This is a genomic window from Mesorhizobium sp. WSM4989 (assembly GCF_029625795.1).
GTDB lineage: Bacteria > Pseudomonadota > Alphaproteobacteria > Rhizobiales > Rhizobiaceae > Mesorhizobium.
Window position 1 is genome coordinate 41,317 of record NZ_JARTVN010000006.1, and the last position, 22,657, is coordinate 63,973.

15 protein-coding genes and 3 pseudogenes are annotated in these 22,657 nt (G+C 61.2%); 17 read left to right on the top strand and 1 reads right to left on the bottom strand.

Annotation, left to right across the window (positions count from 1 at the left end):
- Positions 1–730: 730 nt before the first annotated feature.
- The 17 genes and pseudogenes from P9217_RS29465 to P9217_RS29545 all read left to right on the top strand — a co-directional run.
- A pseudogene (locus tag P9217_RS29465) lies at positions 731–1,624 on the top strand (hypothetical protein); the annotation flags it as partial.
- A gap of 88 nt (positions 1,625–1,712) precedes the next feature.
- Positions 1,713–2,757 (top strand): annotated as a pseudogene (gene fni, locus P9217_RS29470) (type 2 isopentenyl-diphosphate Delta-isomerase).
- Between the two features lie 86 nt (positions 2,758–2,843).
- A pseudogene (locus P9217_RS29475) lies at positions 2,844–3,075 on the top strand (IS5/IS1182 family transposase); the annotation flags it as partial.
- Positions 3,076–3,742: 667 nt separating this feature from the next.
- Positions 3,743–6,049 (top strand): S9 family peptidase, encoded by a 2,307-nt coding sequence (locus P9217_RS29480; RefSeq protein ID WP_063169235.1) that lies wholly within the window; start codon positions 3,743–3,745, stop codon positions 6,047–6,049.
- 833 nt (positions 6,050–6,882) lie between these two features.
- Positions 6,883–10,347: a Ulp1 family isopeptidase gene (locus tag P9217_RS29485; RefSeq protein ID WP_063169234.1), complete on the top strand. Its 3,465-nt coding sequence runs from the start codon at positions 6,883–6,885 to the stop codon at positions 10,345–10,347.
- A gap of 219 nt (positions 10,348–10,566) precedes the next feature.
- Entirely contained in the window at positions 10,567–12,591 is a 2,025-nt protein-coding gene (locus tag P9217_RS29490) for a conjugal transfer protein TraG (protein WP_063169233.1), read from the top strand.
- Between the two features lie 116 nt (positions 12,592–12,707).
- On the top strand, positions 12,708–13,121 hold the full coding sequence (locus tag P9217_RS29495; RefSeq protein ID WP_063170364.1) for a CopG family transcriptional regulator: 414 nt from the start codon (positions 12,708–12,710) through the stop codon (positions 13,119–13,121).
- Positions 13,118–14,086 carry a P-type conjugative transfer ATPase TrbB gene (trbB, locus tag P9217_RS29500; protein ID WP_024502850.1) on the top strand — a complete coding sequence of 323 codons (969 nt, stop codon included), beginning with the start codon at positions 13,118–13,120 and terminating at the stop codon, positions 14,084–14,086. The genes P9217_RS29495 and trbB overlap by 4 nt, the downstream gene beginning before the upstream one ends.
- Positions 14,087–14,098: 12 nt before the next feature.
- Positions 14,099–14,407 carry a TrbC/VirB2 family protein gene (locus P9217_RS29505; RefSeq protein WP_024502851.1) on the top strand — a complete coding sequence of 103 codons (309 nt, stop codon included), beginning with the start codon at positions 14,099–14,101 and terminating at the stop codon, positions 14,405–14,407.
- Positions 14,407–14,679: a VirB3 family type IV secretion system protein gene (locus tag P9217_RS29510; protein WP_024502852.1), complete on the top strand. Its 273-nt coding sequence runs from the start codon at positions 14,407–14,409 to the stop codon at positions 14,677–14,679. The genes P9217_RS29505 and P9217_RS29510 overlap by 1 nt, the downstream gene beginning before the upstream one ends.
- Entirely contained in the window at positions 14,673–17,123 is a 2,451-nt protein-coding gene (gene trbE, locus P9217_RS29515) for a conjugal transfer protein TrbE (RefSeq protein WP_063169232.1), read from the top strand. The genes P9217_RS29510 and trbE overlap by 7 nt, the downstream gene beginning before the upstream one ends.
- The gene (gene trbJ / locus P9217_RS29520; RefSeq protein ID WP_024502854.1) at positions 17,120–17,845 is read left to right on the top strand and encodes a P-type conjugative transfer protein TrbJ; all 726 of its coding nucleotides are present in this window, start codon (positions 17,120–17,122) and stop codon (positions 17,843–17,845) included. Before trbE ends, trbJ begins: the two co-directional genes overlap by 4 nt.
- A 33-nt stretch (positions 17,846–17,878) precedes the next feature.
- Positions 17,879–19,201 (top strand): P-type conjugative transfer protein TrbL, encoded by a 1,323-nt coding sequence (gene trbL, locus P9217_RS29525; RefSeq protein ID WP_063169231.1) that lies wholly within the window; start codon positions 17,879–17,881, stop codon positions 19,199–19,201.
- Entirely contained in the window at positions 19,202–19,933 is a 732-nt protein-coding gene (gene trbF / locus P9217_RS29530) for a conjugal transfer protein TrbF (RefSeq protein ID WP_063169230.1), read from the top strand.
- 1 nt (position 19,934) lies between these two features.
- Positions 19,935–20,960: a P-type conjugative transfer protein TrbG gene (trbG, locus tag P9217_RS29535; RefSeq protein ID WP_164548809.1), complete on the top strand. Its 1,026-nt coding sequence runs from the start codon at positions 19,935–19,937 to the stop codon at positions 20,958–20,960.
- On the top strand, positions 20,957–22,171 hold the full coding sequence (locus P9217_RS29540; protein ID WP_063169228.1) for a TrbI/VirB10 family protein: 1,215 nt from the start codon (positions 20,957–20,959) through the stop codon (positions 22,169–22,171). The genes trbG and P9217_RS29540 overlap by 4 nt, the downstream gene beginning before the upstream one ends.
- A gap of 12 nt (positions 22,172–22,183) precedes the next feature.
- Complete coding sequence (locus tag P9217_RS29545; RefSeq protein WP_024502859.1) at positions 22,184–22,426, top strand: DUF2274 domain-containing protein; 243 nt, start codon at positions 22,184–22,186, stop codon at positions 22,424–22,426.
- A gap of 29 nt (positions 22,427–22,455) precedes the next feature.
- On the opposite strand, the gene P9217_RS29550 is transcribed toward P9217_RS29545, so the two are convergent.
- The coding region (locus P9217_RS29550; RefSeq protein WP_206520515.1) for a hypothetical protein at positions 22,456–22,657 on the bottom strand (202 nt) is incomplete at its 5' end.

Sequence of the window (22,657 nt, forward strand, 5' to 3'; positions counted from 1 at the left end):
AATGGTCTCAAATTGCTCCTCACAACTATAATCGATTAGAGCAATGCAAAAATATTGGCGACACGCCTATTCATCTGCTCTCTCACTCGCCTGCTCCGTGCTTGGCAAGGGGAGCTTTGACTGCGTCACGCGTCCCCCAAGCAGCCGATTGCGCCGGCAGCGCCGTAGGAACCGTCGTTCAGAGTCTTCACCACTCAAGCAGCCGCATGGATGCAGCCGACGCTCGTCTCCACAAACAGCGCAAGTGGTGCCTTGTTGGATAAGGTCGCCTCGTCCCTGGTGCAGCATCTGTCGGAACGGGTCCGCTGCGAGACCATGCCTCATCATCGCGCATGCGCAGCAGCCGGCGGTCGATGCTCGTAAGGCGTTCTGCTCATTTCGTGGCGAAGGCGCTGCTCGACTCGCGGACATATGCGGGCACCGAGGCGGAGGCTGACCAGTCGGCGCCGCGTTCGCGGATGTCGCTTGCAATGTGCTCGCGTGCGTTTGCCGCCGGCGACCTTGCCGTCCTCGCCTGCTATGGCGAGCCGGCGCAAGCGGATTGCTCGATACTGCCGGCGAGGCTGCGGGCCGGTCCTAACGGCCGTTCACAAGAGCTTGCATCAGCAACTGGCAATCGGATCGATAACTTCGCGATCGCCGTTATGGCGCGGAGATGCGGTCTCGCCGGGTTGTGGCTGGCGCTTCGTTGTGGGCGGCGCGTCGTAGCCGAGGGAGCAGGGGCGGCGCCATGATCCAGACCGAACGCGCGCTGCAGCAGGTGCTTGAGTGGGGGCGTGCCCTGACCGGTTTCGCGGATGAGCATGCTGAGGAAGCGGTAAGGGGCGGCCAGTATATCCTGCAACGCATTCACCCGAGCCTGCGCGACACCAGCGCCCGCACCGGCCGCGATCCGCAGGACGAAACGCTGATCGTGGCGTTCTATCGCGAACTGGCGCTGCTGTTCTGGCTAGACGATTGCAACGACGTTGGCCTGATCGCGCCGGAGCAGCTCGCCGCCCTGGAGCAGGCGCTGGGGCACGGCGTACCGTGCGTGCTCTCCGGATTCGAGGGCTGCGCTCAGCTGCGCGCTTCGCTGGCTGCGCTCGCTTACGATCGTCACGACTATGCTCGGCTTCTCGACTATACCCGGTGCTACTGCGCGGCGCTGCGCGCCGGACACGCGCAGGCGGCAGGGGCGCGACGCTGGTCTTACGCCGAGTACCTGCACAACGGCATCGATTCGATCGCTTACGGGACCGTGTTCTGTTGCCTGTCGCTGCTGTGGGGGCTGGACATGGCGACCTTGCGCGCGCGTCCAGCGTTTCGCCAGGTCCTGCGGCTCATCTCAGTGATAGGGCGCCTGCAGAACGATCTGCATGGACGCGACAAGGACAGGTCGGCCGGCGATAACGCGGCGATCCTGCTTCTGCAGCGCTATCCGGCTATGCCTGTGGTTGAGTTCCTCAACGACGAGTTGGCCGGCCATACGCGCATGCTGCACCGGGTGATGGCGGAAGAATGCTTTCCCGCGCCGTGGGGACCGTTGATCGAGGCGATGGCGGCGATCCGCGCGCAGTACTACCAGACTTCGACCAGCCGCTATCGCAGCGACGCTGCAGGGGGAGGCCAGCGTGCGTCGGCCTGGACGCGCCGGAGGCGGCGGCTTGGGCGCGCTGCCGTCGGTTCGATCCGACGCAACGCCGTCGCCCGCTGCTACGGATGGAGCGAGCATGAGCGACACCGCCCTGAGCCGGGGAAGGACGAACATCTGGACATCGTGCTGGATCGGCGAACGGCGCCGGCCACGGTGGCCGCTGGCTGGGAGTACATCCATCTCGAACACTGCGCACTGCCCGAGTTGGACCTGACGCAGATCGACCTGCGCGCCTCGCTGCTGGGCAAGGCTATGCGCGCGCCGCTGCTGATCAGCTCTATGGCCGGCGGCATGCCACGGGCCGAGGCCATCAACCGGCATTTGAGCGAGGCAGCGCAAGCCTTGGGGATCGCCATGTGCGGTTCGCAGCGTGTGAGCCTGCAATCCCGCAACTCCCAGGGGCTAACGCGCGCGCTGCGCCGCCTGGCGCCAGACATTCCCTTGCTGGCCAATATCGGCGCCGCGCAACTGCGGGAGGCCGACGGCCTGGACCTGGCGCGTCGCGCGGTGGACGCGCTGGAGGCCGATGGGCTCATCGTCCATCTCAATCCGCTGCAGGAAGCGGTACAGCCGGAGGGCGACCGCGAACTGGCGCGGCGTCCTGGCGCTGATCGCTGGCGCCGCGCGCATCGTGGGCGTGCCGATGGTGGCCAAGGAAGTGGGGGCGGGCCTGTCCGCCTCGGTGCCTGTGCGCTCGTCGAGGCGGGCGTGGCGGTAATCGATGTCGCCGGCGCCGGCGGCACCAGTTGGGCCGCAGTGGAGGGCGAGCGCGCCCGCAATGCCGCCGACCGTGCAGTGGCGATGTCATTCGCCGATTGGGGGATTCCACCCTGACCAGCGTGCAGGCGGTGCGTCGGGCGCTGCCAACGGTGAAGCTGATCGCGTCGGGCGGGATCCGCGATGGCGTCGACGTGGCCAAGGCCATCCGCCTGGGCGCGGACATCGCCGGGCAGGCGGCCAGCGTGCTGGGCGCGGCGACAGTGTCCACCGGGGCCGTTGTCGCGCATTTCGAGATCGTCATCCGCCAGTTGGCCGTCGCCTGCTTCTGCACGGGCTCGGCTGATCTGGCGGCGTTGCGTCAGGCGCGCTTGTTGCCCTCGTCGCATTTGTCCGCCGGTTGATGTCGGCGTCGTCCGCACGCTAACAGCAGGCTGCTGAAATACCTACGCCAAAGACAGACTATTGATCCCCCTGGCGAGACGGCTCGATTGACGGGAGCGATGTGTTCATGGAGCAGCTGTTCACGATGAAGCGGTTGGAAGATTTCGTTCCAGCCGGTCATCCTGGTGCCCGCACCGGCTGATGATCAATGGAGCGCTGGTGCGGCTAGACGGCATCCTTTCCGGCATGTACGCCTGCAGTGCCAAAGGCGGTCGCCCCAGCGTTGCGCCGGAGAAATTGCTGCGGGCCGTGTGTTGCAGGTGTTCTACAGCGTCCGTCGGAATTGATGCAGCAGGTGCTGCTGTGGCAAGGCCAAGACCCGGGAATGCCGTCAGCTTTGATCAGGCGCTTCGGGCCGTCGGAAACGCGCGAAGAGTCCGGCTTTCGAAAAAGGCCGAACGCCTCAGATAAAGCCAGAACTCCTTGGGTCACCATCAAACCAATTTGACGCCCCGGGACAATTTCGTCCGGCATTGTCCGGTGTGCGACGATGTTGGGGATGCGACATAGGCGGATTGCCGTGTATTTAAACCGCTTTTCCTTTGGCACGCATATTGCGCCCTATCGGTAAACCTCGTCATGGGCCGGCGGCAATCGCTCGGAGATTGTCGAAATAGCACAATGATTTCTGCCGGGGTGACATCCGGCCCGACTAGAGCAGGACCTTTCAGATGATGCAGAAAAGCAAGCGGCCATACTCGCGGGGAAATAGTCGCGTCAGGGCTGCATGGACGCTCTTTCCTGGTTGTTTCGGCGGCGGACGCCAACTCTTCAATCGGCACCCGAACCAGTGCCTGGATGTCCAAGGAGCGCCCCTGTTGCGCGTGCCTGGCTGCACCCGCGTGCTGGCTCTCCTCCAAGGCGACGCTTCGGCGCTGCTGCAGACCGGCGACGAGAACCCAACTTCAAAATTAGCATTCCGAAAACCGAAAGAAGTGAACAGGTATGTCCAGGATCGGCGCTTTGACGCGCGCCGCATGGCGATCGGCAACTCAGACGCTGGCCAAGGGTTCGAAAAGTTTACACCCGACGCTAGCGCCGGCCGATTTCAAGCGCGCACTTACGATCAACGATCGATATGGCGGGCTCACTGTCAATGTCCCCAAAATGCCTTTCTGGCTGACCGGGGGTGAAGCCTTCGTCTACCGCCGGACTAGCCACGGCGAGCAGCAGTTCATGCAGGTCGATGCTGCCACGGGTTTCAAGCGGCCCGCTTTCGATCAGGCGCGTCTGGCGGCAGCGCTAAACAAGGTGAGCCATGAGAGCTATCAAGCCGGCAATCTTCCGTTCGACCGTTTCGAACTGAGTGAGGATGGTCGCAGGCTCGACTTCCAGATTGAAGACACCCGGTGGAGCTGCGACCTTGCAAGCTATGACTGTACCAGCACCACATTCGATGCAAGGAAAGGGGACCGTAGGGAGCTCAGCCACCGCTACACGCCGCCAGCGGAGAACAACCCCGACAAGAGCAACGCGTCGCCCGACGGCAAATGGATCGCCTATATCAAGAACTGCAACGTTTTCCTGCGCAGCGAGGACGGATTGCAGGATGTTCCTCTGAGCCGGGACGGAGCCGAAGGCAATTGCTACGTCTTTTCGACGCTGAGCTGGTCGCCGGACTCGCGCCACCTCGCCGCTTACCTTGTTCGCCCCGGCTATAGGCGAGAGGTCCGCTACCTCAATTCTTCGACGGACCAGTTGGAGCGGGAATATTCAACAAAATTCTATCCCAGGCCGGGCGATGTCCTTCCGCTGCCCCAGCCAGTCCTGTTCGACATTGCCGGCCGGCGCCAGATCGTGATTGACGGTGCCCTCTTCTCGAACGTCTTCGAACTTTCCCCTCTCCGGTGGTGGGCGGACAGCCGCGGCTTCACTTTCGAATATAACCAGCGCGGGCATCAGCTTTATCGCCTGGTCGAGGTAGACGCCGCCTCGGGCCGCGGGCGCTCCCTGATCGATGAGACCAGCGAGACATTCGTTGATTATTTGCCGCTGGGGCATGGCCAGGAGGATGCCGGAAAAATCTTCCGTTACGATGTCGATGACGGGAAGGAGATCATCTGGGCATCAGAGCGCGACGGGTATGAGCATTTGTATCTTTTCAACGGCCGGACAGGCGCGCTCGAAAACCAGATCACGCGAGGTGAGTGGGTCGTCCGGAGGGTCAACCATGTCGATCCGGTCAAGCGTCAGATCTGGTTCGAGGCGAGCGGGATGAACTCGCAGGAGGACCCCTATTGGGTCCATGCTTACCGCATCGGCTTTGACGGCAAGGGACTGACTGCACTGACGCCCGAACCGGCCAACCACCATATCGAGTTCTCGCCTGACAGGCGCTATTATGTCGATCTCTGGTCACGCATCGATCTGCCCCCGCGCATGGCACTCTACCGCGCCAGCGACAATGCCAAGCTCCAGCAGATCGAGACGGCCGACATTTCTGAGCTCGTCGCCGCAGGCTGGCAGCCGCCGCTCAGTTTCCATTCCAAGGGGCGCGACGGCAAAACTGACATCTGGGGCGTGCTCCACCTGCCAGCCAACTTCGACCCGACGAAGAAATACCCGGTTGTGGAGAATATCTATGCTGGACCCCACGGCTCCTTCGTCCCAAAATCCTTCTCGCGGTGGACAGAGCCGCTCACGCAGCTGGGCTTCGTCGTTGCTCAGATCGACGGCATGGGCACCAACAACCGCTCCCGCGCCTTCCATGATGTTGCTTGGAAGAATCTGAAGGACGCAGGATTTCCCGATCGCATTCTGTGGCACAAGGCGGCGGCCGCGCAATATCCATGGTACGACATATCCAACGTCGGCATTTTTGGCGCATCCGCCGGCGGCCAGAGTGCAGTCAGCGCGCTGCTCTTTCACCCCGATTTCTACAAGGTCGCCGTCGCCAAAAACGGCTGCTTCGACAACAGGATAGACAAGACCTGGTGGAACGAACTTTGGATGGGGTGGCCGGTCGGCATTGAATATTCGCAATCCTCCGCCGTTGACAATGCTCACAGGCTGCAGGGCAAGCTGATGATCGCGGTCGGCGAAATGGATGATAATGTCGATCCGTTTTGCTCGTTCCAGCTTGCCGATCGACTCATCAAGGCAGGAAAAGATTTTGACATGGTCTACGTTCCTGGTGCCAATCACCATACTCTAGGCACCTACACCGAGCGCAAACTCCTAGACTTCTTCGTTCGCAACATTCTCGGTCAGACCCCGCCCGACTGGAACACCAAACCGATCGAGCTGGAATAGCTTGTGGCTCTTGCAATTGTTAGCTCGCCTTATCAGCTGTAATCAGGGCGAGGCGCGAGCAAATCTGCACCGAAGGACGATCGTGGAGTCTAGGACTTGCGCTGCGTATTGAGGATCGGCTCGCCGCGACGTTGGTCTGAGCAAACTGCTTGATAGGCACGCCTGCAGACCGCGTGTGTGCGATTGCAAGATCCCCTATCAGCCTGGTGTGAAGCGTTCAGGGGAAAAGCCGCACCCAACGCCGCTTCCGCTCGCCGTAACGCTACGGCGGTGCGGCCCACCGATCCGCTCGACGAGCATTGGAACACATAGGTCCCCGAACGGACGATTGCCTTGGCAATAGAAGACCCTCGTCGGTCATCGCCGCTGTGGGTGGCAGCCCGTCGGTCTGGAGCTGCCACGATTCTCATCCTCGCGTCACATATGAGCTGAAGCTTTCCGGATCGGGTATCCAATCGGCATCCAGTTGCTCGGCGATATGGTTGAATTCTGCCCTCAGGACAAGAGTGAGTAGAGCAGCCCCGCTACGAAAATCCCATCCTGGTTCGTTTGACGCATCGACTATTCAGATTGATTGGCGTGATACCCGGCGCGGCCGCAACACGCGAGGCCGTCAACCGCTGAGCAGAAAACCAGCCTTCGCCTTCCGCGGCGGCGGACCTCGTCAGCCTCTCGAAAGCTTGCCTGAGTAGGTTGCTCATGTGATCTGTGGAAGTGAGGATAGCGTGCACCCGTACAAACTAGACATTCATCGTGGCAGCTTGGCTGCAGGTGCAGCACGCCGTACCGCACGAGCAAGCGGACAGGCCGGCCAAGCCGGTTTTGAGCAGCACTTGGGCGAACTGCAGGCGGCGGACGAGTTGATGGGTGCGCTAGGCGAGGAGGTCCTCGTCAATGGCTCGCATGGTAAAGGTGAGTTGAGACCAACGAAGAGGCAGAGGATCCAAAGCAATCTGCAGCATGCTGTCACTGAGCGGCAACCAGGTGAGGTTGGCAACTCAGGCGCTCGCGTGATGATGCAACTCCCCACCGATCAGGTGGGTACATCGGAACGGGAGGCGCAACTTGTGATGCAGGGGGACGAGCACGAATACACCCCAGCACCGCATCTCGACGGGTCGATGCCCTCGACAGTGCAGCCGGATCGTCCAATTGTGGTCCCCGACGGTGCCGACAAGCGTCCTGTTTATTCCAACGATGCCACCGCCATCGAAGGGCTGAAGTCAGCACTCCTTGCGGGTAAAGCCAGGCCGGACACGGTCACTCGCAGCACAAATTCTCTTTTCGGCTTTAGTCGTTGGCTCTTTCAAAACAACAAGCCAGGGCTTGCTGCTCGGCTTTACCATCCGTCGCTGAGCCAGGATCTCGAGGAGTACGAGAGTAGGGGTGGTTCCTCCACCGTGGCTGGCGCACTGCGTCAATTGATGAAGTCGATGGGCGGAGCCGGCCCGATTGTGGGTCGCGCTGTCCTGAACCCCCATCCTGACGACGCCGCGCTCACCAGACATTTCAGATCCGCGAGCGGCTACGCAACTGCTCTTAACCATTTCAGTCATTACCTACGTCAAAATGACAAGCTCGGAATTGCGGGTCGCATTTACGATAAATCGCTGGATAAAGATGTTGAGAGCTACAAGGCCGCCTCCTCTAATGGTGGAGCTCCGATCGAATCTGCGCTGGTTTATCTCCGCAAGAACCCGCCGCGCGTTATACTCGGGAATCATCTGGAAAACGCGGTCAGCATGGAGGCTCGTCCCCGTGGCGACGCTGCTCAGCATACCGCACCACAGCAGGGATTCGATTGGCCAGAGGAGCTCCTGCCGGTAGGTTATAAGGAGGGCACCGATCTACCATTGTCTCTCGCCCCAACCGCGCACCAACACCAAGCGCCCGACTTTGGAGAGGCCGTCCCTCACTTGAACTGGCGCCACGGCGACCAGGGCGCCCCGGAGGAGCTGGTAGCTGCACGGGACAGGAGCAGCCCGCTGCCAAGCGAGGCGGTGCCACATAAATCTGGACGGGGACTCGCTACGCAGCCCAGATTGTGGGCGGAGAAATCCGCCTCGCCAGAGCTCTTTCGACGGCGGGCGGAGCAGGCTCTGCCGGCGTCCGCCAGAGGTGTGGAGACATCCTCCGCGGTTGATGAAGCCGCGCAGGCCGCTCGCCAAGCTTTGGCTTGGTTGCAGCAGGAGATGGAGGGGATCGAACCGATGCAGGATCCTCATGAGGTGGCTACACCGGAATGTGAGGCGCAGCTCGTCAGGCAGAGGGATGAGCACGAATCCACCCCAGCACCGCATCCCGGAGGTGGTGGGTCGATGCCCTCGACAGTGCAGCCGGATCGTCCAATTGTAGTCCCCGACGGTGCCGACAAGCGTCCTGTCTATTCCAACGATGCGACCGCTATCGAAGGGCTGAGGGCAGCATTCCACGCGGGTAAGGCCAAAGCGAACACGGTCACTTACAATGTAAATTCTCTTTTCGGCTTTAGTCGGTGGCTCCTTCAAAACAACAAGCCAGGGTTTGCTGCTCGGCTTTACCATTCGTCGCTGGATCAGGATCTCAAGGAGTACGAGAGTACGGGTGGTTCCTCCACCGTGGCTGGCGCACTGCGTTACCTCAAGAAGTCGACAGGCGGAGCCCCGATTATGGCTCGCCCTGTCGTGATCCCCTATCCTGACGATGCCGAGCTCATTAGAAATTACAGAGCCGCTTCGACCAAGGAGTACCTGGCAGCGCCTGCGACCGGACGGAATCCAGATACCGTGGGCGGCTATACAAATTTTCTTAGACATTTTAGTCAGTACCTGCGTCAAAATAACAAGCTTGGGATTGCGGCTCGGATTCACGACAAATCGCTGGATAAAGATGTTGAGAGCTTCAAGGCTGTCTCCTATGGTAATAGGCTAAGTATCAGTTCTGCATTGGCTCACCTCCGGGATATCCTGCCGCGCATTGTGCTCGGGCGCGAAACTGTCCTTTCTGCTCATCCGGCAGACGCAGTCACCAGGCGCGTTGGGGCCGCTGCTGAAGCTGGGCCAGCGGCACCGGCAAGAGCTCCCCAACCCGCCTCGCCAGCAACCGCTAGGCTGCCAGGCACCTACCGCGGCCTTCCACTGGTTGATGTGACCACACTGACTACCAGTTCCTCTGGGGCTCAGATCGGGGCGCTCGATCCGACAGCCCCGTCCAACGTTGCAACGGGGCGGGTGCTCGGCGCCGCCGAATGGCTGAGCGACGCCCATATCCAGAGAGATTACAATTTGCTGGAGGGGCAACTGCAGGGGATCAATCCGGCGCTCGCTGCCCGGACTCGGCTGGTGGATCCTTCCGTATCCCATCTACTGCGACACACGTCGCCGCAAGACGCTCGAGGCATATTGCAGTCCATCTATAATCAAAACAACGCCACAGCCGACTTCCTGTTCTTGCCAGTGAATAATGGCACGGCTACTAGCCCCGGCACCCATTGGTCGCTGCTGCTCGTTGATCGCCGCGACCCGGAAAGGCGGTTCGCCTATCACTACGACTCCCTCCAGCGAGAGGGATATAACGACGTGCCTGCAAAACAGCTCGCAGGACTGCTGAATGCCACCTTGGCGCCAGCCCCCATGGCCAGACAGACGAACCATTATGATTGCGGCGTATTTGTCCTGGAGGGCACGTGGGCGCTGGTTGAACGATTGGTGAAAGGGCAGCGGCCAGACCACGAGCCGCTGCCCCTCGACAACCTCGTTGCCGATCGGCAGGCGCTGCAAGACCGGCTAAGGAGGCGCTTGCCGCACGAGGAAGAGCCGCGGCAGCTGCTGGAGGATGAACCCGCCTCCCCACCGATGATGGCATTCGAGCCAGGGGAACTGCGGCAACTGTTGGAAGACGAGCCTGCCTCCCCACCAATGATGGCGTTCGAGCCAGGGGAACTGCGGCAACTGTTGGAGGACGAACCTGCCTCCCCACCAATGATGGCGTTCGAGCCAGGGGAACTGCGGCAACTGTTGGAGGACGAGCCTGCCTCCCCACCAATGATGGCGTTCGAGCCAGGGGAACTGCGGCAGCTGTTGGAGGATGAACCCGCTTCCCCACCGATGATGGCGTTCGAGCCAGGGGAACTGCGGCAACTGTTGGAGGATGAACCCGCTTCCCCACCGATGATGGCGTTCGAGCCAGGGGAACTGCGGCAACTGTTGGAAGACGAGCCTGCCTCCACTTGGGCACAAATCAATTCGACCCCACATGCGCGAGCGGACGGTGTTCATCAGCCAGCCCAGGCGCCGTGGCTCCCTGAACGCAGAAGATAACTTTGCGGAGGAGCGGTCACGCAACTGTCGGCGGCGCCGGGCCTCAGGGTGAATGGAAAGGATGGAGTGGCGGATGGTGTCGCGTGAAGGCGCAACACGCGTGCTGACCGACCTGCATACGTAGGAAGTCGTTCATTGCTCCCAAATCGTATGTGAGGAACATTCCTGTCCCGGCTGCGCCGCGCGATGCTAGGTCGCGTTGTTCAGCGGGCCAAGCCGATGACACCTACGAAGCTACTGATCGGGCAGATCGCCGTTGTGTGCGCAATTGTCATTATCGGCGTATGGACGGCAACCCAATGGTGCGCTCAAATGCTGACCTACCAGACGCCTCTCGGCGCACCATGGTTTCTCTTCGCCGGCTGGCCAATCTACAAGCCGTGGAAGCTGTTTGAATGGTGGTTCCACTTCGATGCTTATGCGCCGGAGGTCTTCGACAAAGCCGGTACGCTTGCAGGCGCCAGCGGATTCCTGGGTTGTGCCGCCGCAATCGCTGGCTCGCTTTTGCGCGCGCGACAGCGCGGGTCGGTTACGACCTATGGGTCTTCACGGTGGGCCACGACTCATGAGGTCGAGACGGCAGGGTTGTTACGGCCGGCGGGCGTTTTCCTCGGTAGGCTGAACGATCGCTATCTGCGCCATGACGGCCCGGAGCACGTCATGGCATTTGCGCCGACGCGTTCGGGCAAGGGCGTGGGGCTGGTTGTTCCAACGCTACTTTCCTGGACCGGGTCTGCCATCATTCATGATATAAAAGGCGAAAATTGGCAGTTGACCTCCGGCTGGCGGTCGAAATTCTCGTACTGCCTTCTGTTCAATCCGACCGACCCGAGATCGGCACGCTACAACCCGCTGCTGGAGGTGCGCAAAGGCCCAGATGAGATCCGGGACGTTCAAAACATCGCCGACATCCTCGTCGATCCCGAGGGCGCGCTGGAGCGACGGAACCACTGGGAGAAGACCAGCCATTCACTCCTAGTTGGCGCCATTTTGCACGTGCTCTACGCTGAAGAGGACAAGACGCTGGCCCGCGTCGCCACCTTCCTGTCGGACCCGCAACGCTCGTTTGCCGCAACGCTACGGCGGATGATGACGACAAACCATCTCGGGACGGGGCATAACCCTCAGGTCCATCCCGTAGTGGCCTCGGCGGCTCGCGAACTCCTGAACAAGTCGGAAAACGAGCGCTCAGGCGTCCTCTCGACCGCCATGTCCTTTCTCGGGCTTTATCGTGATCCAACGGTCGCGGCGGCCACTTCGTCCTGCGACTGGCGCATCGCTGACCTAGTGGATGGAGAGCGACCGCTGTCGCTCTATCTGGTCGTGCCGCCTTCGGATATCTCGCGCACCAAGCCTTTTGTGCGACTGATCTTGAACCAGATCGGCAGGCGGTTGACGGAGCGTCTGGAGGGGGACCCGAAGAAGAGCCGTAAGCATCAGCTGCTCATGATGCTGGACGAGTTTCCGGCGCTCGGTCGCCTCGACTTCTTCGAAACGGCGCTCGCCTTCATGGCAGGTTATGGCATTCGCTCCTATCTGATCGCACAATCTTTGAACCAGGTTTCAAAGGCCTATGGCGAGAACAATGCTATTCTCGACAATTGCCACGTGCGAATTGCCTTTTCCTCCAATGACGAACGCACGGCCAAGCGCATCTCGGATGCCCTCGGCACCGCAACCGAACTTAGGTCGATGCGCAACTATGCGGGCCATCGGCTTGCGCCCTGGCTTTCACATGTCATGGTGAGCCGCCAGGAAACCGCGCGCCCGCTCCTGACGCCAGGCGAGGTGATGCAATTGCCGCCGTCAGACGAATTGGTCCTGGTTTCTGGGTTGCCGCCGATCCGCGCCAAGAAGCTGCGCTATTATCAGGATCAGAATTTCACAGATCGGGTGCTGCCTGCGCCGGTGCTGCACGACGGACCCTATGCGGACTGCCCTGCATCACGCCCGGACGGCTGGACTGGACAAGTGTGCAGCGTCGATAGCCGACTTGCTGCGGACGAGGAAAGCGCCGACGCGCCAGTTGAAGACGAGGGAGGCGTTCAGCAGCAACGCCATCCAAGCCTGCCCGAAGAAGACGTTGTTGTCTCTCAAGAGCCCGATCAGGCCGATCTGTACAAGCCCGCAGACGATGACAGCGAAGCGCTCGCGGACAAGCGTGTCATGGATCGGATTTCCACTGCGGCCCGCGTCTACGGTATCAACGAGGGCAGGGGCGACGATGTCATTCCCGGCTTCTGAAGTCCGCTGAGTTGCAGAGCGCACCTCAGCGTAGATAACGGCCATAAGCAATTTTGAGCGTCTGGCCGATGCTTCTCCCGTCGCCGGCGCAACGCCGGGCCGTCGGAACGATCCGCATGAAGCCGCACCGCATTCGCCATCAGTTTCTGCTTGAGCCGGAGCTCAGCGAGAAACTGGACAACCTCAGTCGCGATCCGTCAACGACCAAATCAGCGATCGTGGGGAAGGCGATCGAGGCGTTCATCGAGCGGCGTGGCGAGAGCGAGTTCGATCGGCGCTACGGCGTAAGGCTTGACCGGCTCTCCCGCGATCTTGCCCACGTCAGGCGCGATTCCGAGGTGATCCTGGAGAGCCTGGCGCTCTTCATCCGCTTTTCGATCACCCTTCACGCCCACACGCCGGTCCCGGATCGGGCAACGCAGGCTATTGCCCAAGAGCGTTTCGAGAAATTCGTTGAGAAGGTCGGCCGCCAGATCGCTTCCGGCAAAAAGTCGCTTAGCAAAGACAATGGTGGGGGAGGGGAAGGATGAGCTCTCATCCCGAGGCCGACCACCGGCGGCGTGTCATGCTGCGCACCGCCATGGGTCCGGCAATCACCGAAGCCCTGGCCGATCCGTCCGTCATCGAGGTGATGGTCAATCCCGACGGCGCGCTGCGACTCGACCGGTTAGGCGAAGGTCGGGTCGATACCGACGTTCACATGCACCCGTCCGAGGCAGAACGTATCATCCGCCTGGTTGCTTCGCACGTGCGCGCCGAGGCGCACGCCGACAACCCGATCGTCAGTGCCGAATTGCCGTCTGGCGAACGCTTCGAAGGCCTGCTGCCACCTGTGGTGTTGGCGCCATGTTTTGCCATCCGCAAGCCCGCCGCGAAAGTCTACACCCTGGCCGACTATGTTGCCGAACGCATCATGCTGCCGCTGCAGGCCGATGCGCTGAAAAAGGCCGTCCGCGAGCGGCGCAACATGCTGATCGCCGGCGGCACTTCCTCGGGGAAGACAACACTCGCCAACGCTCTGCTGGCTGAAGTCGCCGAATGCGACGATCGGGTGATCCTGATCGAGGACACACGCGAACTGCAGTGCGCGGCCAGGGACTGCGTTGCCCTGAGAACAAGGCGGGGCTCGGTCACCCTTGCCGATCTCGTGCGCTCGACGCTGAGGCTCAGGCCGGACCGCATCATCGTGGGCGAGGTGAGGGGCGCGGAAGCGCTCGACATGCTGAAGGCATGGAACACCGGGCACCCAGGCGGCATCGCTACCGTACACGCCAATTCCGCGCGCTCGGCTCTCTATCGCATTGAGCAACTCGCCCAGGAAGCGGTGGTCACCGTTCCCCGCCGGCTCATCGCTGAGGCGATAGATCTGATCGTCTTCATAGCGGGACGCGGCTCGTCGCGCCACATCGACGCAATCGCCGAGGTCACCGGTCTCGACGGCAGCGGCGATTACGCCGTTGCCCCGCTCACGCTTTCGCAACTCCAGCAGCTTTGAAAGGCCTTCCTCATGCGCAAGAAGCTTCGCTTTCTTTCGTCCACAGCGCTCGCGTTTCTTATCACGGCCCCGGTTTATGCCGCCGGCTCCGGCATGCCGTGGGAGCAGCCGCTGCAGCAGATCCTGGAGTCCGTGCAGGGACCGGTCGCCAAGATCGTTGCGGTGATCATCATTATCACCACCGGCCTGACGCTTGCCTTCGGCGACACCGCCGGTGGTTTTCGGCGCCTGATTCAGATCGTCTTCGGTCTGTCGATCGCCTTCGCGGCATCGAGCTTCTTCCTCTCCTTCTTCTCCTTCGGTGGTGGGGCGCTCGTCTGATGGCCGCCGGGGAGCAGCATATCGAGGGCTTCGCAGTACCGGTCCACCGGGCGCTGACCGAGCCGATCCTGCTCGGCGGGGCTCCGCGCGCGGTGGCGATCCTCAACGGTACAGTGGCCGCGGCCATTGGCTTCGGCTTGCAGCAATGGATTGCTGGTCTGGTGCTTTGGATCGCAGGCCACTCGTTAGCGGTGTTTGCCGCAAGACGCGATCCGGACTTCGCCAGCGTGCTTGTGCGCCACCTACGTCTGAAGGGGTGGCTTGCATGCTGAACCTTTCGGAATATCGAAGCAAAGCCGACCGGCTTGCCGACCATCTACCCTGGGCTGCCTTGGTGGCGCCCGGCATCGTGCTCAACAAGGACGGCAGCTTTCAGCGGACGTTGCGGTTCCGCGGCCCGGATCTCGAAAGTGCGACGGAGGCTGAACTCGTCGGCATTTGCGCCCGGGCGAACAATGCTCTCAGACGCCTTGGCTCTGGCTGGGCATTGTTCTTTGAGGCCGAGCGCACAGAAGCGCTGGGCTATCCGAACTCGCATTTTCCTGACGCCGCGTCGTGGCTGGTCGACGAAGAACGCCGCGCTGCTTTCGAGGGGAAGGTAGCGCACTACGAGAGCCGCTATCATCTGACCTTGGTGTTTATGCCACCGCCGGACGCCCAGGCGCGCGCAGAAAGCACGCTCGTCGACTCTCATTATTCCCGAGGAGAAAGAGACTGGCGCCAGGATCTGGCGAGGTTCCGTGACGAGACCAACCGCGTGCTCGATCTCTTCTCGGGTTTCATGTCCGAAGTACGCGTCCTCGATGATGCTCAGACGTTGACCTACCTCCACGGCACGATTTCGCCTCGTCGCCATCCTATCATGGCCCCGGAAACGCCGATATATCTGGATGCAATCCTGGTCGATGCGCCGCTTACCGGTGGCCTGGAGCCGATGCTGGGTGAGCAGCATCTTCGCACACTGACCATCCTCGGCTTTCCGAACCTCACCCGGCCCGGAATCCTCGATACCCTCAATCATCAGGATTTCGCCTATCGCTGGATGACGCGCTTCATTCCGCTCGAGAAAACGGAAGCCACGAAGACGCTGACGCGATTGCGCCGGCAGTGGTTTGCCAAGCGCAAATCGATCGTGGCAATCCTACGCGAGGTCATTACCAACGAGCCGGTCCCGCTTGTCGATAGCGATGCCGACAACAAGGCGCTCGATGCCGACGAAGCCCTTCAGGCATTGGGCGGTGATCATGTGAGTTTCGGCTATCTCACCACCACCGTGACGGTGTGGGGCGAGGATCGCCAAGCCGCTGCAGAGAAGCTTCGCGCGGTCGAGCGCATCATCAATGGGCTCGGCTTCACCACGATCCGAGAAGGCGTCAATGCGGTCGAGGCTTGGCTCGGCTCATTGCCTGGCCATGTCTACGCTAACGTTCGCCAACCGCTCGTTCATACATTGAACCTTGCCCATCTCATGCCGCTGTCGTCGGTTTGGGCCGGTCCTGCGACAAACGAGCATCTCGCGAAAGTCACCCAAACCGAAGCGCCACCGCTTTTCGTTGCCGAGACCAGTGGGTCGACACCGTTTCGGCTTTCCACCCACGTCGAAGATGTCGGCCACATGCTGGTTGTTGGTCCGACCGGCGCCGGCAAGTCGGTTCTGCTTGCTCTGATTGCTCTGCAGTTCAGGCGCTACGCCGGCGCCCAGGTTTATGTCTTCGACAAAGGCAATTCGGCCCGTGCTGCAACACTTGCCATGGGTGGAGAACACCACGCGCTAGGAGCGGACGGTTCCCTTGCCTTTCAGCCACTGCGCAGCATCAACGACCAGGCTAGCCGAAGCTGGGCGGCCGAATGGATCGCCAGCCTTGTTGCCCACGAGAACGTCACCGTCACGCCGGAGGTGAAGGAGGCTATTTGGTCAGCGCTGGCCAGCCTTGCCACCGCGCCGGCGCAGGAACGCACACTGACCGGTCTTTCGGTCCTGCTTCAATCCAATGCGCTGAAGACCGCATTGATGCCCTACACGCTCGACGGTCCCTTCGGCCGCCTGCTCGATGCCGATCATGATGGGCTGGCCTTGTCGGATGTGCAGTGTTTCGAGACCGAGGAGTTAATGCACAGCCAAAGCGCTTTGCTGCCGGTGCTTACCTATCTGTTCCAGCGACTTGAGGAACGGTTCGACGGACGGCCCACGCTGATCATGCTCGACGAGGCGTGGGTCTATCTCGACAATCCGCTGTTCGCCGCCCGCATCCGCGAATGGCTGAAGGTGCTGCGAAAGAAGAACGTGTCGGTTGTCTTCGCTACGCAGTCGCTGGCTGATATCGCGGGCTCTGGCATAGCGCCGGCAATCATCGAAAGCTGCCCGCAGCGCATTTTCCTTCCCAATGATCGTGCCGTGGAACCCCAGGCGCGCACAGCCTACGAGCGCTTCGGTTTAAGCGAGCGGCAGATCGAATTGATCGCCCGCGCCACGCCGAAGCGTCAGTATTATCTGCAATCGCGCCGCGGCAACCGTCTGTTCGAGCTCGAGCTTGGCCCCATCGCTCTTGCGCTTTGCGGTGCTTCCGATCCGGCCACGCAGACTCTGATCGACAGGATCATGTCCGAAGACGGGCAAGGCAGCTTTGCCTCGCAGTTCCTGATCGCGCGCGGCCTCGATTGGGCCGGCGAACTTCTCAAGCAATTCCCTCAACCAGACAAGGAGCAATTCTCATGATGCGGCGACGCCTTCTCTCCGGCCTGATCACCGTTTCCCTGATCGCCAAGCCTATGGCCGACTATGTGCAGCCCGCCTACGCCCTTATCGTGTTCGATCCGTCCAATTATGCGCAGAACGTGCTGACGGCCGCGCGCGCATTGGAGCAGATCAACAACCAGATCCAGTCGCTGCAGAATCAGGCGACCATGCTGCAGAACATGGCGCGCAATCTTCAGCGTCTGGATTTCTCTTCCGTTGGCCAACTCACCGGTTCGCTCCATCGCATCGACGGCTTGATGGACCAGGCGAGTGGCCTCAGCTTTGATCTGGGCAAGCTTCAAGACCAGTGGCGCAGCCAATATCCGGAAAGCTACGACGCCACGATCAAAGTCAGCGATGTGGCGAGTGCTGCGCGGGAGCGTTGGCAAACCGCCATGCAGGCGTTCCGCCAGACCATGGGTGTCCAGTCGCAAATCGTCGAGAACGTCCGCGCCGACGGCGATCTGCTCGCCGATCTCGTCAACCGCAGCCAAGGGGCGGCCGGTGCGCTTCAGGCAAGCCAGGCCACCAACCAGCTGATGGCGCTTTCGACAAAACAGCAGATGCAGATCCAGACGCTGCTCGCAACGCAGTTTCGAGCTGAGGCCGAGGATGCCGCCCGCAAGGCCCAGTCAGACGAAGCCGCCCGCGAGATGACGAAGCGATTCTTGGGTACCGGCTCGGCTTATCCCGGCAATTAATCACGAGTTCATCACGACGAGAAAGGCAGCGGCATGAACGACCTTGGCGTCATCGATCGCTTCATGGAGACCTTCATCCGCTACATCGACAGCGGGTTCGGTCTGCTATCGGGCGACCTCGCCTTCCTCACTACCATTCTGATCGGCATTGACATCACACTTGCCGGCCTGGCGTGGGCGCTCGGCGACGAAACCAGCGTTCTCGGCCGGCTTGTCCGCAAGGTGCTCTATGTTGGCGTCTTCGCCTTCATTCTGAACAATTTCAAGAACCTCGCCGATATCGTTTATCGTTCTTTTGCCGGTCTCGGGATTAAGGCGTCGGCCGGCAATCTGTCGGCAGACAATCTCTTGCGCCCGGGCCGCATTGCCGCGACCGGTTTCGAAGGTGCTTGGCCAATGCTTGACCAAGCCAGTCAGCTCCTGGGCTTCCCGGAAATCTTCGGCAACGCACTGACCATCTTCGTGCTGCTGATGGCCTGGTTCCTGGTCATCATCGCCTTCTTCATCCTTTCCATCCAGCTTTTCATCACCATCCTTGAGTTCAAGCTCACCACGCTGGCAGGTTTTGTTTTGGTTCCATTCGCACTTTGGAACCGTTCAGCGTTCCTGGCCGAACGCGTGCTCGGCCATGTTATCTCGTCAGGCATCAAGGTGATGGTGCTCGCCGTCATTGTCGGTATCGGCTCCACGCTCTTCGGGGAGTTCGCTTCCGCATTGCAAGGCAAGGAGCCGGATCTTGCCGGTGCCATGTCCCAGGTACTGGGCGCACTGGCATTGCTTGGCCTTGGCATTTTTGGGCCGGGGATCGCGTCGGGTCTTGTCTCAGGCGCACCGCAGCTTGGGGCGGGCGCCGCCCTCGGCACGACCGCGGCGGCAGCGGGTGTATCACTCGTTGCTGGAGGCACAGCATTTGCTGGCGCGCGTATGGCAACCAGCGGCGGTGTCGCCGCCATCCGAGCCGGCACAACAATGGGATCGGCTGCTTCCACGTCATGGCAGATCGGGCGCGCAACCTCGCCCGACGCTGGCCTCTCCGGTGTGGCTGCTGGAATGCATGGTGTAACCAGTGCAGCTGGCGGCGCCGCTATACGCATAGCGCGATCCGCCACTGCAAGTGTTGGGCGCAACGCCGATGCCGGGCGCGATGCCGCGTGGACCGCGACCGGCGGCACGCCGACAGCGCCAATGACCGAACGCTCTGCCGGTTCGGCCACTGTTTCGGCGCCGACGTGGGCAAGGCGCCTACGTTCTGAACAGACCGCCCGTGCAAATCGCCACGCTGCCATGCAAGCTGTCCGAGACGGAGACCGGCCGGGAGGCAGCGCCACCCCCTCTCTCAACGACAAGGATGACTAGATGCTCTTCAAGCGACCCGTGCACCGTTACGGCAAAACACCCGAACCGGTCACGCCGTATCAAAAAGCCGCCCAGCTGTGGGACGAGCGCATCGGCTCATCTCGACTGCAGGCCAGGAACTGGCGGATCATGGCCCTTGGCTGCCTGGCCTTGGCGACCGGGCTTTCCGGCGGACTCGTATGGCAGTCGATGCAAAGCCGTGTCGTGCCTTATGTCGTCGAGGTCGATGGCTTCGGCGAGACGCGCGCCGTCGCGCCGGCGATCCGGAATTATGAGCCCTCGGATGCTCAGATCGCCTGGCATCTCGGCCGCTTCATCCAGAATGTCCGTTCCGTTTCCACCGATCCGGTTTTGGTACGGCAGAACTGGTTGGCAGCGTACGACTTTGCTAGCGATCGCGCAGCGCTCTTCCTCAACGAATACGCCAAGGCGAACGACCCCTTCGGTCAGATCGGAACGCGCAGTGTTTCGGTACAGGTCACCAGCGTGGTCAGAGCCTCCGAAAGTTCATTCCAGGTCAAATGGACCGAGCAGGTGTTTGAGCGCGGAAGCCTTGCCAGCACGATGCGCTGGACTGCGATCCTCACGATCGTGATTCGCTCGCCAAGCAATACGGATCAGCTGCGCAAGAATCCGCTCGGCGTCTTCATCAATGCCATTGACTGGTCACGCGAGCTCGACAGCGCCGTCCCAACCCCCCTTTCTCCGACGGAGTCCACCAATGAAAGGTAAAATGTCACCGATTCGTGCCGTGCTGATCCTATCGGTGTCGGCAGCGGTCGTTTCCGCTTGTGCATCGAAGAAGGTGCCGCCGCCTGAGATTTCCTATGACGCTGCCGACTTCAAACCGGCCGCGATCGAAAAGGCGCCGGAGAGGCCGATTAGAATTGTCGAGGTGCCAAAACCACTGCCGCTGCCTGGCCAAATGCAGCCCGAGCCCGGCAAGGCCGAGGACAAGCGCCCCCCTGAAGAACGCGTCGCTGATGCCAACAAAGCCGCGACCCAGCAACCCACCAAGTACGGGTATGTTAATGCCGTGCAAGTCTACCCCTTCACCGATGGCGCGCTTTATCAACTCTATGCCGCGCCGGAGCGCGTGACCGACATCGCTCTGCAGCCGGGCGAGAAACTAACCGCCGTGTCGGCTGGCGACACCGTGCGCTGGGTCATTGGCGATACCGCAAGCGGCACCGGTGACAATCAGCGCACCCATGTTCTGGTAAAACCCTTCGCGCCGGGTCTTGCCACCAATGTCGTCATTACGACGGACCGGCGGACCTATCATTTGCAGCTTCAAAGCACCGAGAAGACCGCAATGGCGGCAATCTCCTGGACCTACAGCCAAGACCAGATCATCGCGCTTCGCCAGCGCAATGCTCAAGCCGAGGCAGTTACACCGGTCGCGTCGAATATCGCGCTCGAAAACCTTCGCTTTCGCTACTCAATCAGTGGCGACACACCGCCCTGGAGACCGACGCGAGCCTTCGACGACGGCAGCAAGGTCTATATTGAGTTCCCTCGTCGCATAGATCAGGGCGAGGCGCCACCACTCTTCATCGTCGGCGCAGATGGGAGCAGCGAGCTCGTCAACTATCGCGTGCGCGGCAACTATTACATCGTCGATCGGCTCTTCGCCGCGGCCGAACTTCGCCTCGGCACCAAGCGGCAGCAGGTGATCCGCATCAGCAGGATTGACGGCAGGCAACCGCAACGGCGGATCTCGCTCTTTCGCGGCAGCCGGCGAGGTGAGGACTCATGATCGAAAATTCCCGCTCTGGCATCCCGCCGAAACTGGATCCCGAGGAACTGCAGCTTCGGGCCTCTCCCCGCCGCGTGGTGCGGTTCAGGCGCGGTGTGATCATCGCGATCGCAGCGCTCGGATCCGGCGCTGTCTTCGGCGTTACCATGATCGCCCTCCAGGGGCCGGCCCTTCGCATCAGGGATCAGGCGGAAGATCTCTACAACACTGAGCGCAAACCAACCGCCGAGGGGCTCGATACGCTTCCCCATGACTATTCCGGCATGAAGCCGAAGCCTCCCGTCCTTGGGCTACCTTTGCCGGGCGACCTCGGCCGCCCCATCCTCGAGCGGCAGCGCCAGCTCGGCATCGTGCCGGGCCAAGACATCTCGGCCGAGGAGCAGCGTCTAGCGCAGCAGGCGATCGAAGCGCGTGAATCGCGGGTGCTTTTCCGCGTCGAAAATCGAGCTCAAAAGACAGATGTCGGAGAGAGCGTGCAAACTGCTCAGCATCCATTTGAGGCGCTTCCCCAATCCGAAGCAGGACGCGCGTCAGCCTCGGTGGCGGCGGCGGAAGGCGACCAGAACAATCAGCAGCGAAAGCTTGATTTTCTCAGCCAGCGGAGCACTGGCGGGATCTACAATCCGCATGCGCTGCAGACGCCGATCTCGCCATATCAACTGATGGCTGGCAGCGTGATTGCCGCCAGCCTGATCACCGGCATCAATTCCGATTTGCCGGGCCTTGTCGTCGCGCAAGTCACCGAAAATGTGCACGACACGGTCACGGGCAACATATTGCTGATTCCGCAGGGCTCACGTCTTATCGGCGTCTACGACAGCGTCGTCGCGTTCGGGCAAAAGCGAGCGCTGCTGGTCTGGCAGCGCATTCTGCTGCCCGACGGCTCGTCGGCCGAAATCGACAATCTGCCCGCGAGCGACACCGCCGGCTACGCAGGGCTGGAAGACGAAGTCGATTTCCACACTTGGCAGATGATCAAGGGAGTGGCGCTTGCCACATTGCTCGGTGTCGGCACAGAATTCAGCCTCGGCGAAAACGAGAGCGATCTGGTCAAGGCGATCCGGGAATCAGCCCAGCAGAACGCCAGTCGAGCCGGCCAGCGCATCACCGAAAAAAACCTCAATATCCAGCCCACCATCGTCGTCCGCCCAGGTTGGCCACTGCGCGTCATCGTGCACAAGGACATCGTGCTGCGGCCATACGCCAGTTGAGCAGGAGTTATCATGGCTGACCTGAAACTTGGAAAACTTCCGGACCGAACAGCTTCGAAGATCACCATTACCGTCAGCGCGGAGCTGAGCCAAACACTCAAGGAGTATGCTGCACTTTACCGTCAGACCTATGGTCAGTCTGAAACCGTGGCAGAACTCATCCCTTTCATGCTGGCGGCGTTTCTGGAAGGCGACCGAGCCTTTGCCAAGGCCAGAAAGGAACGTCTGCCGACGGAGCTTGCCGGAAAATCGTGACTCCTCCGCTAGGGCAGCTGGAACATTGCCTAGCTGTCGCGACCTACCTGCTCCTCGCGAAGCATAGGATCAAACACCTTGGAATGCAGGTATGCGCAAGAGATGATGTGGAAGGAGATACCGCGCAACAGCCTAAGTTTGCATTTTCGATTTGGTCGGCCGTGAACTATCCGCAAGCCATTGATCTGGCCTGTTGATTGAGGCGGATAGCGGCTTTGGAATTGCAGGATT

Excerpts from the sequence above, each read along its gene's own strand:
- trbB (WP_024502850.1), top strand. The coding sequence starts at position 13,118 with ATGAGCTCTCATCCCGAGGCCGACCACCGGCGGCGTGTCATGCTGCGC.
- P9217_RS29490 (WP_063169233.1), top strand. The coding sequence starts at position 10,567 with ATGACACCTACGAAGCTACTGATCGGGCAGATCGCCGTTGTGTGCGCA.
- trbJ (WP_024502854.1), top strand. The coding sequence starts at position 17,120 with ATGATGCGGCGACGCCTTCTCTCCGGCCTGATCACCGTTTCCCTGATC.
- P9217_RS29480 (WP_063169235.1), top strand. The coding sequence starts at position 3,743 with ATGTCCAGGATCGGCGCTTTGACGCGCGCCGCATGGCGATCGGCAACT.
- P9217_RS29545 (WP_024502859.1), top strand. The coding sequence starts at position 22,184 with ATGGCTGACCTGAAACTTGGAAAACTTCCGGACCGAACAGCTTCGAAG.
- trbF (WP_063169230.1), top strand. The coding sequence starts at position 19,202 with ATGCTCTTCAAGCGACCCGTGCACCGTTACGGCAAAACACCCGAACCG.
- trbE (WP_063169232.1), top strand. The coding sequence starts at position 14,673 with ATGCTGAACCTTTCGGAATATCGAAGCAAAGCCGACCGGCTTGCCGAC.
- trbL (WP_063169231.1), top strand. The coding sequence starts at position 17,879 with ATGAACGACCTTGGCGTCATCGATCGCTTCATGGAGACCTTCATCCGC.
- trbG (WP_164548809.1), top strand. The coding sequence starts at position 19,935 with ATGTCACCGATTCGTGCCGTGCTGATCCTATCGGTGTCGGCAGCGGTC.
- P9217_RS29540 (WP_063169228.1), top strand. The coding sequence starts at position 20,957 with ATGATCGAAAATTCCCGCTCTGGCATCCCGCCGAAACTGGATCCCGAG.
- P9217_RS29505 (WP_024502851.1), top strand. The coding sequence starts at position 14,099 with ATGCGCAAGAAGCTTCGCTTTCTTTCGTCCACAGCGCTCGCGTTTCTT.
- P9217_RS29510 (WP_024502852.1), top strand. The coding sequence starts at position 14,407 with ATGGCCGCCGGGGAGCAGCATATCGAGGGCTTCGCAGTACCGGTCCAC.
- P9217_RS29495 (WP_063170364.1), top strand. The coding sequence starts at position 12,708 with ATGAAGCCGCACCGCATTCGCCATCAGTTTCTGCTTGAGCCGGAGCTC.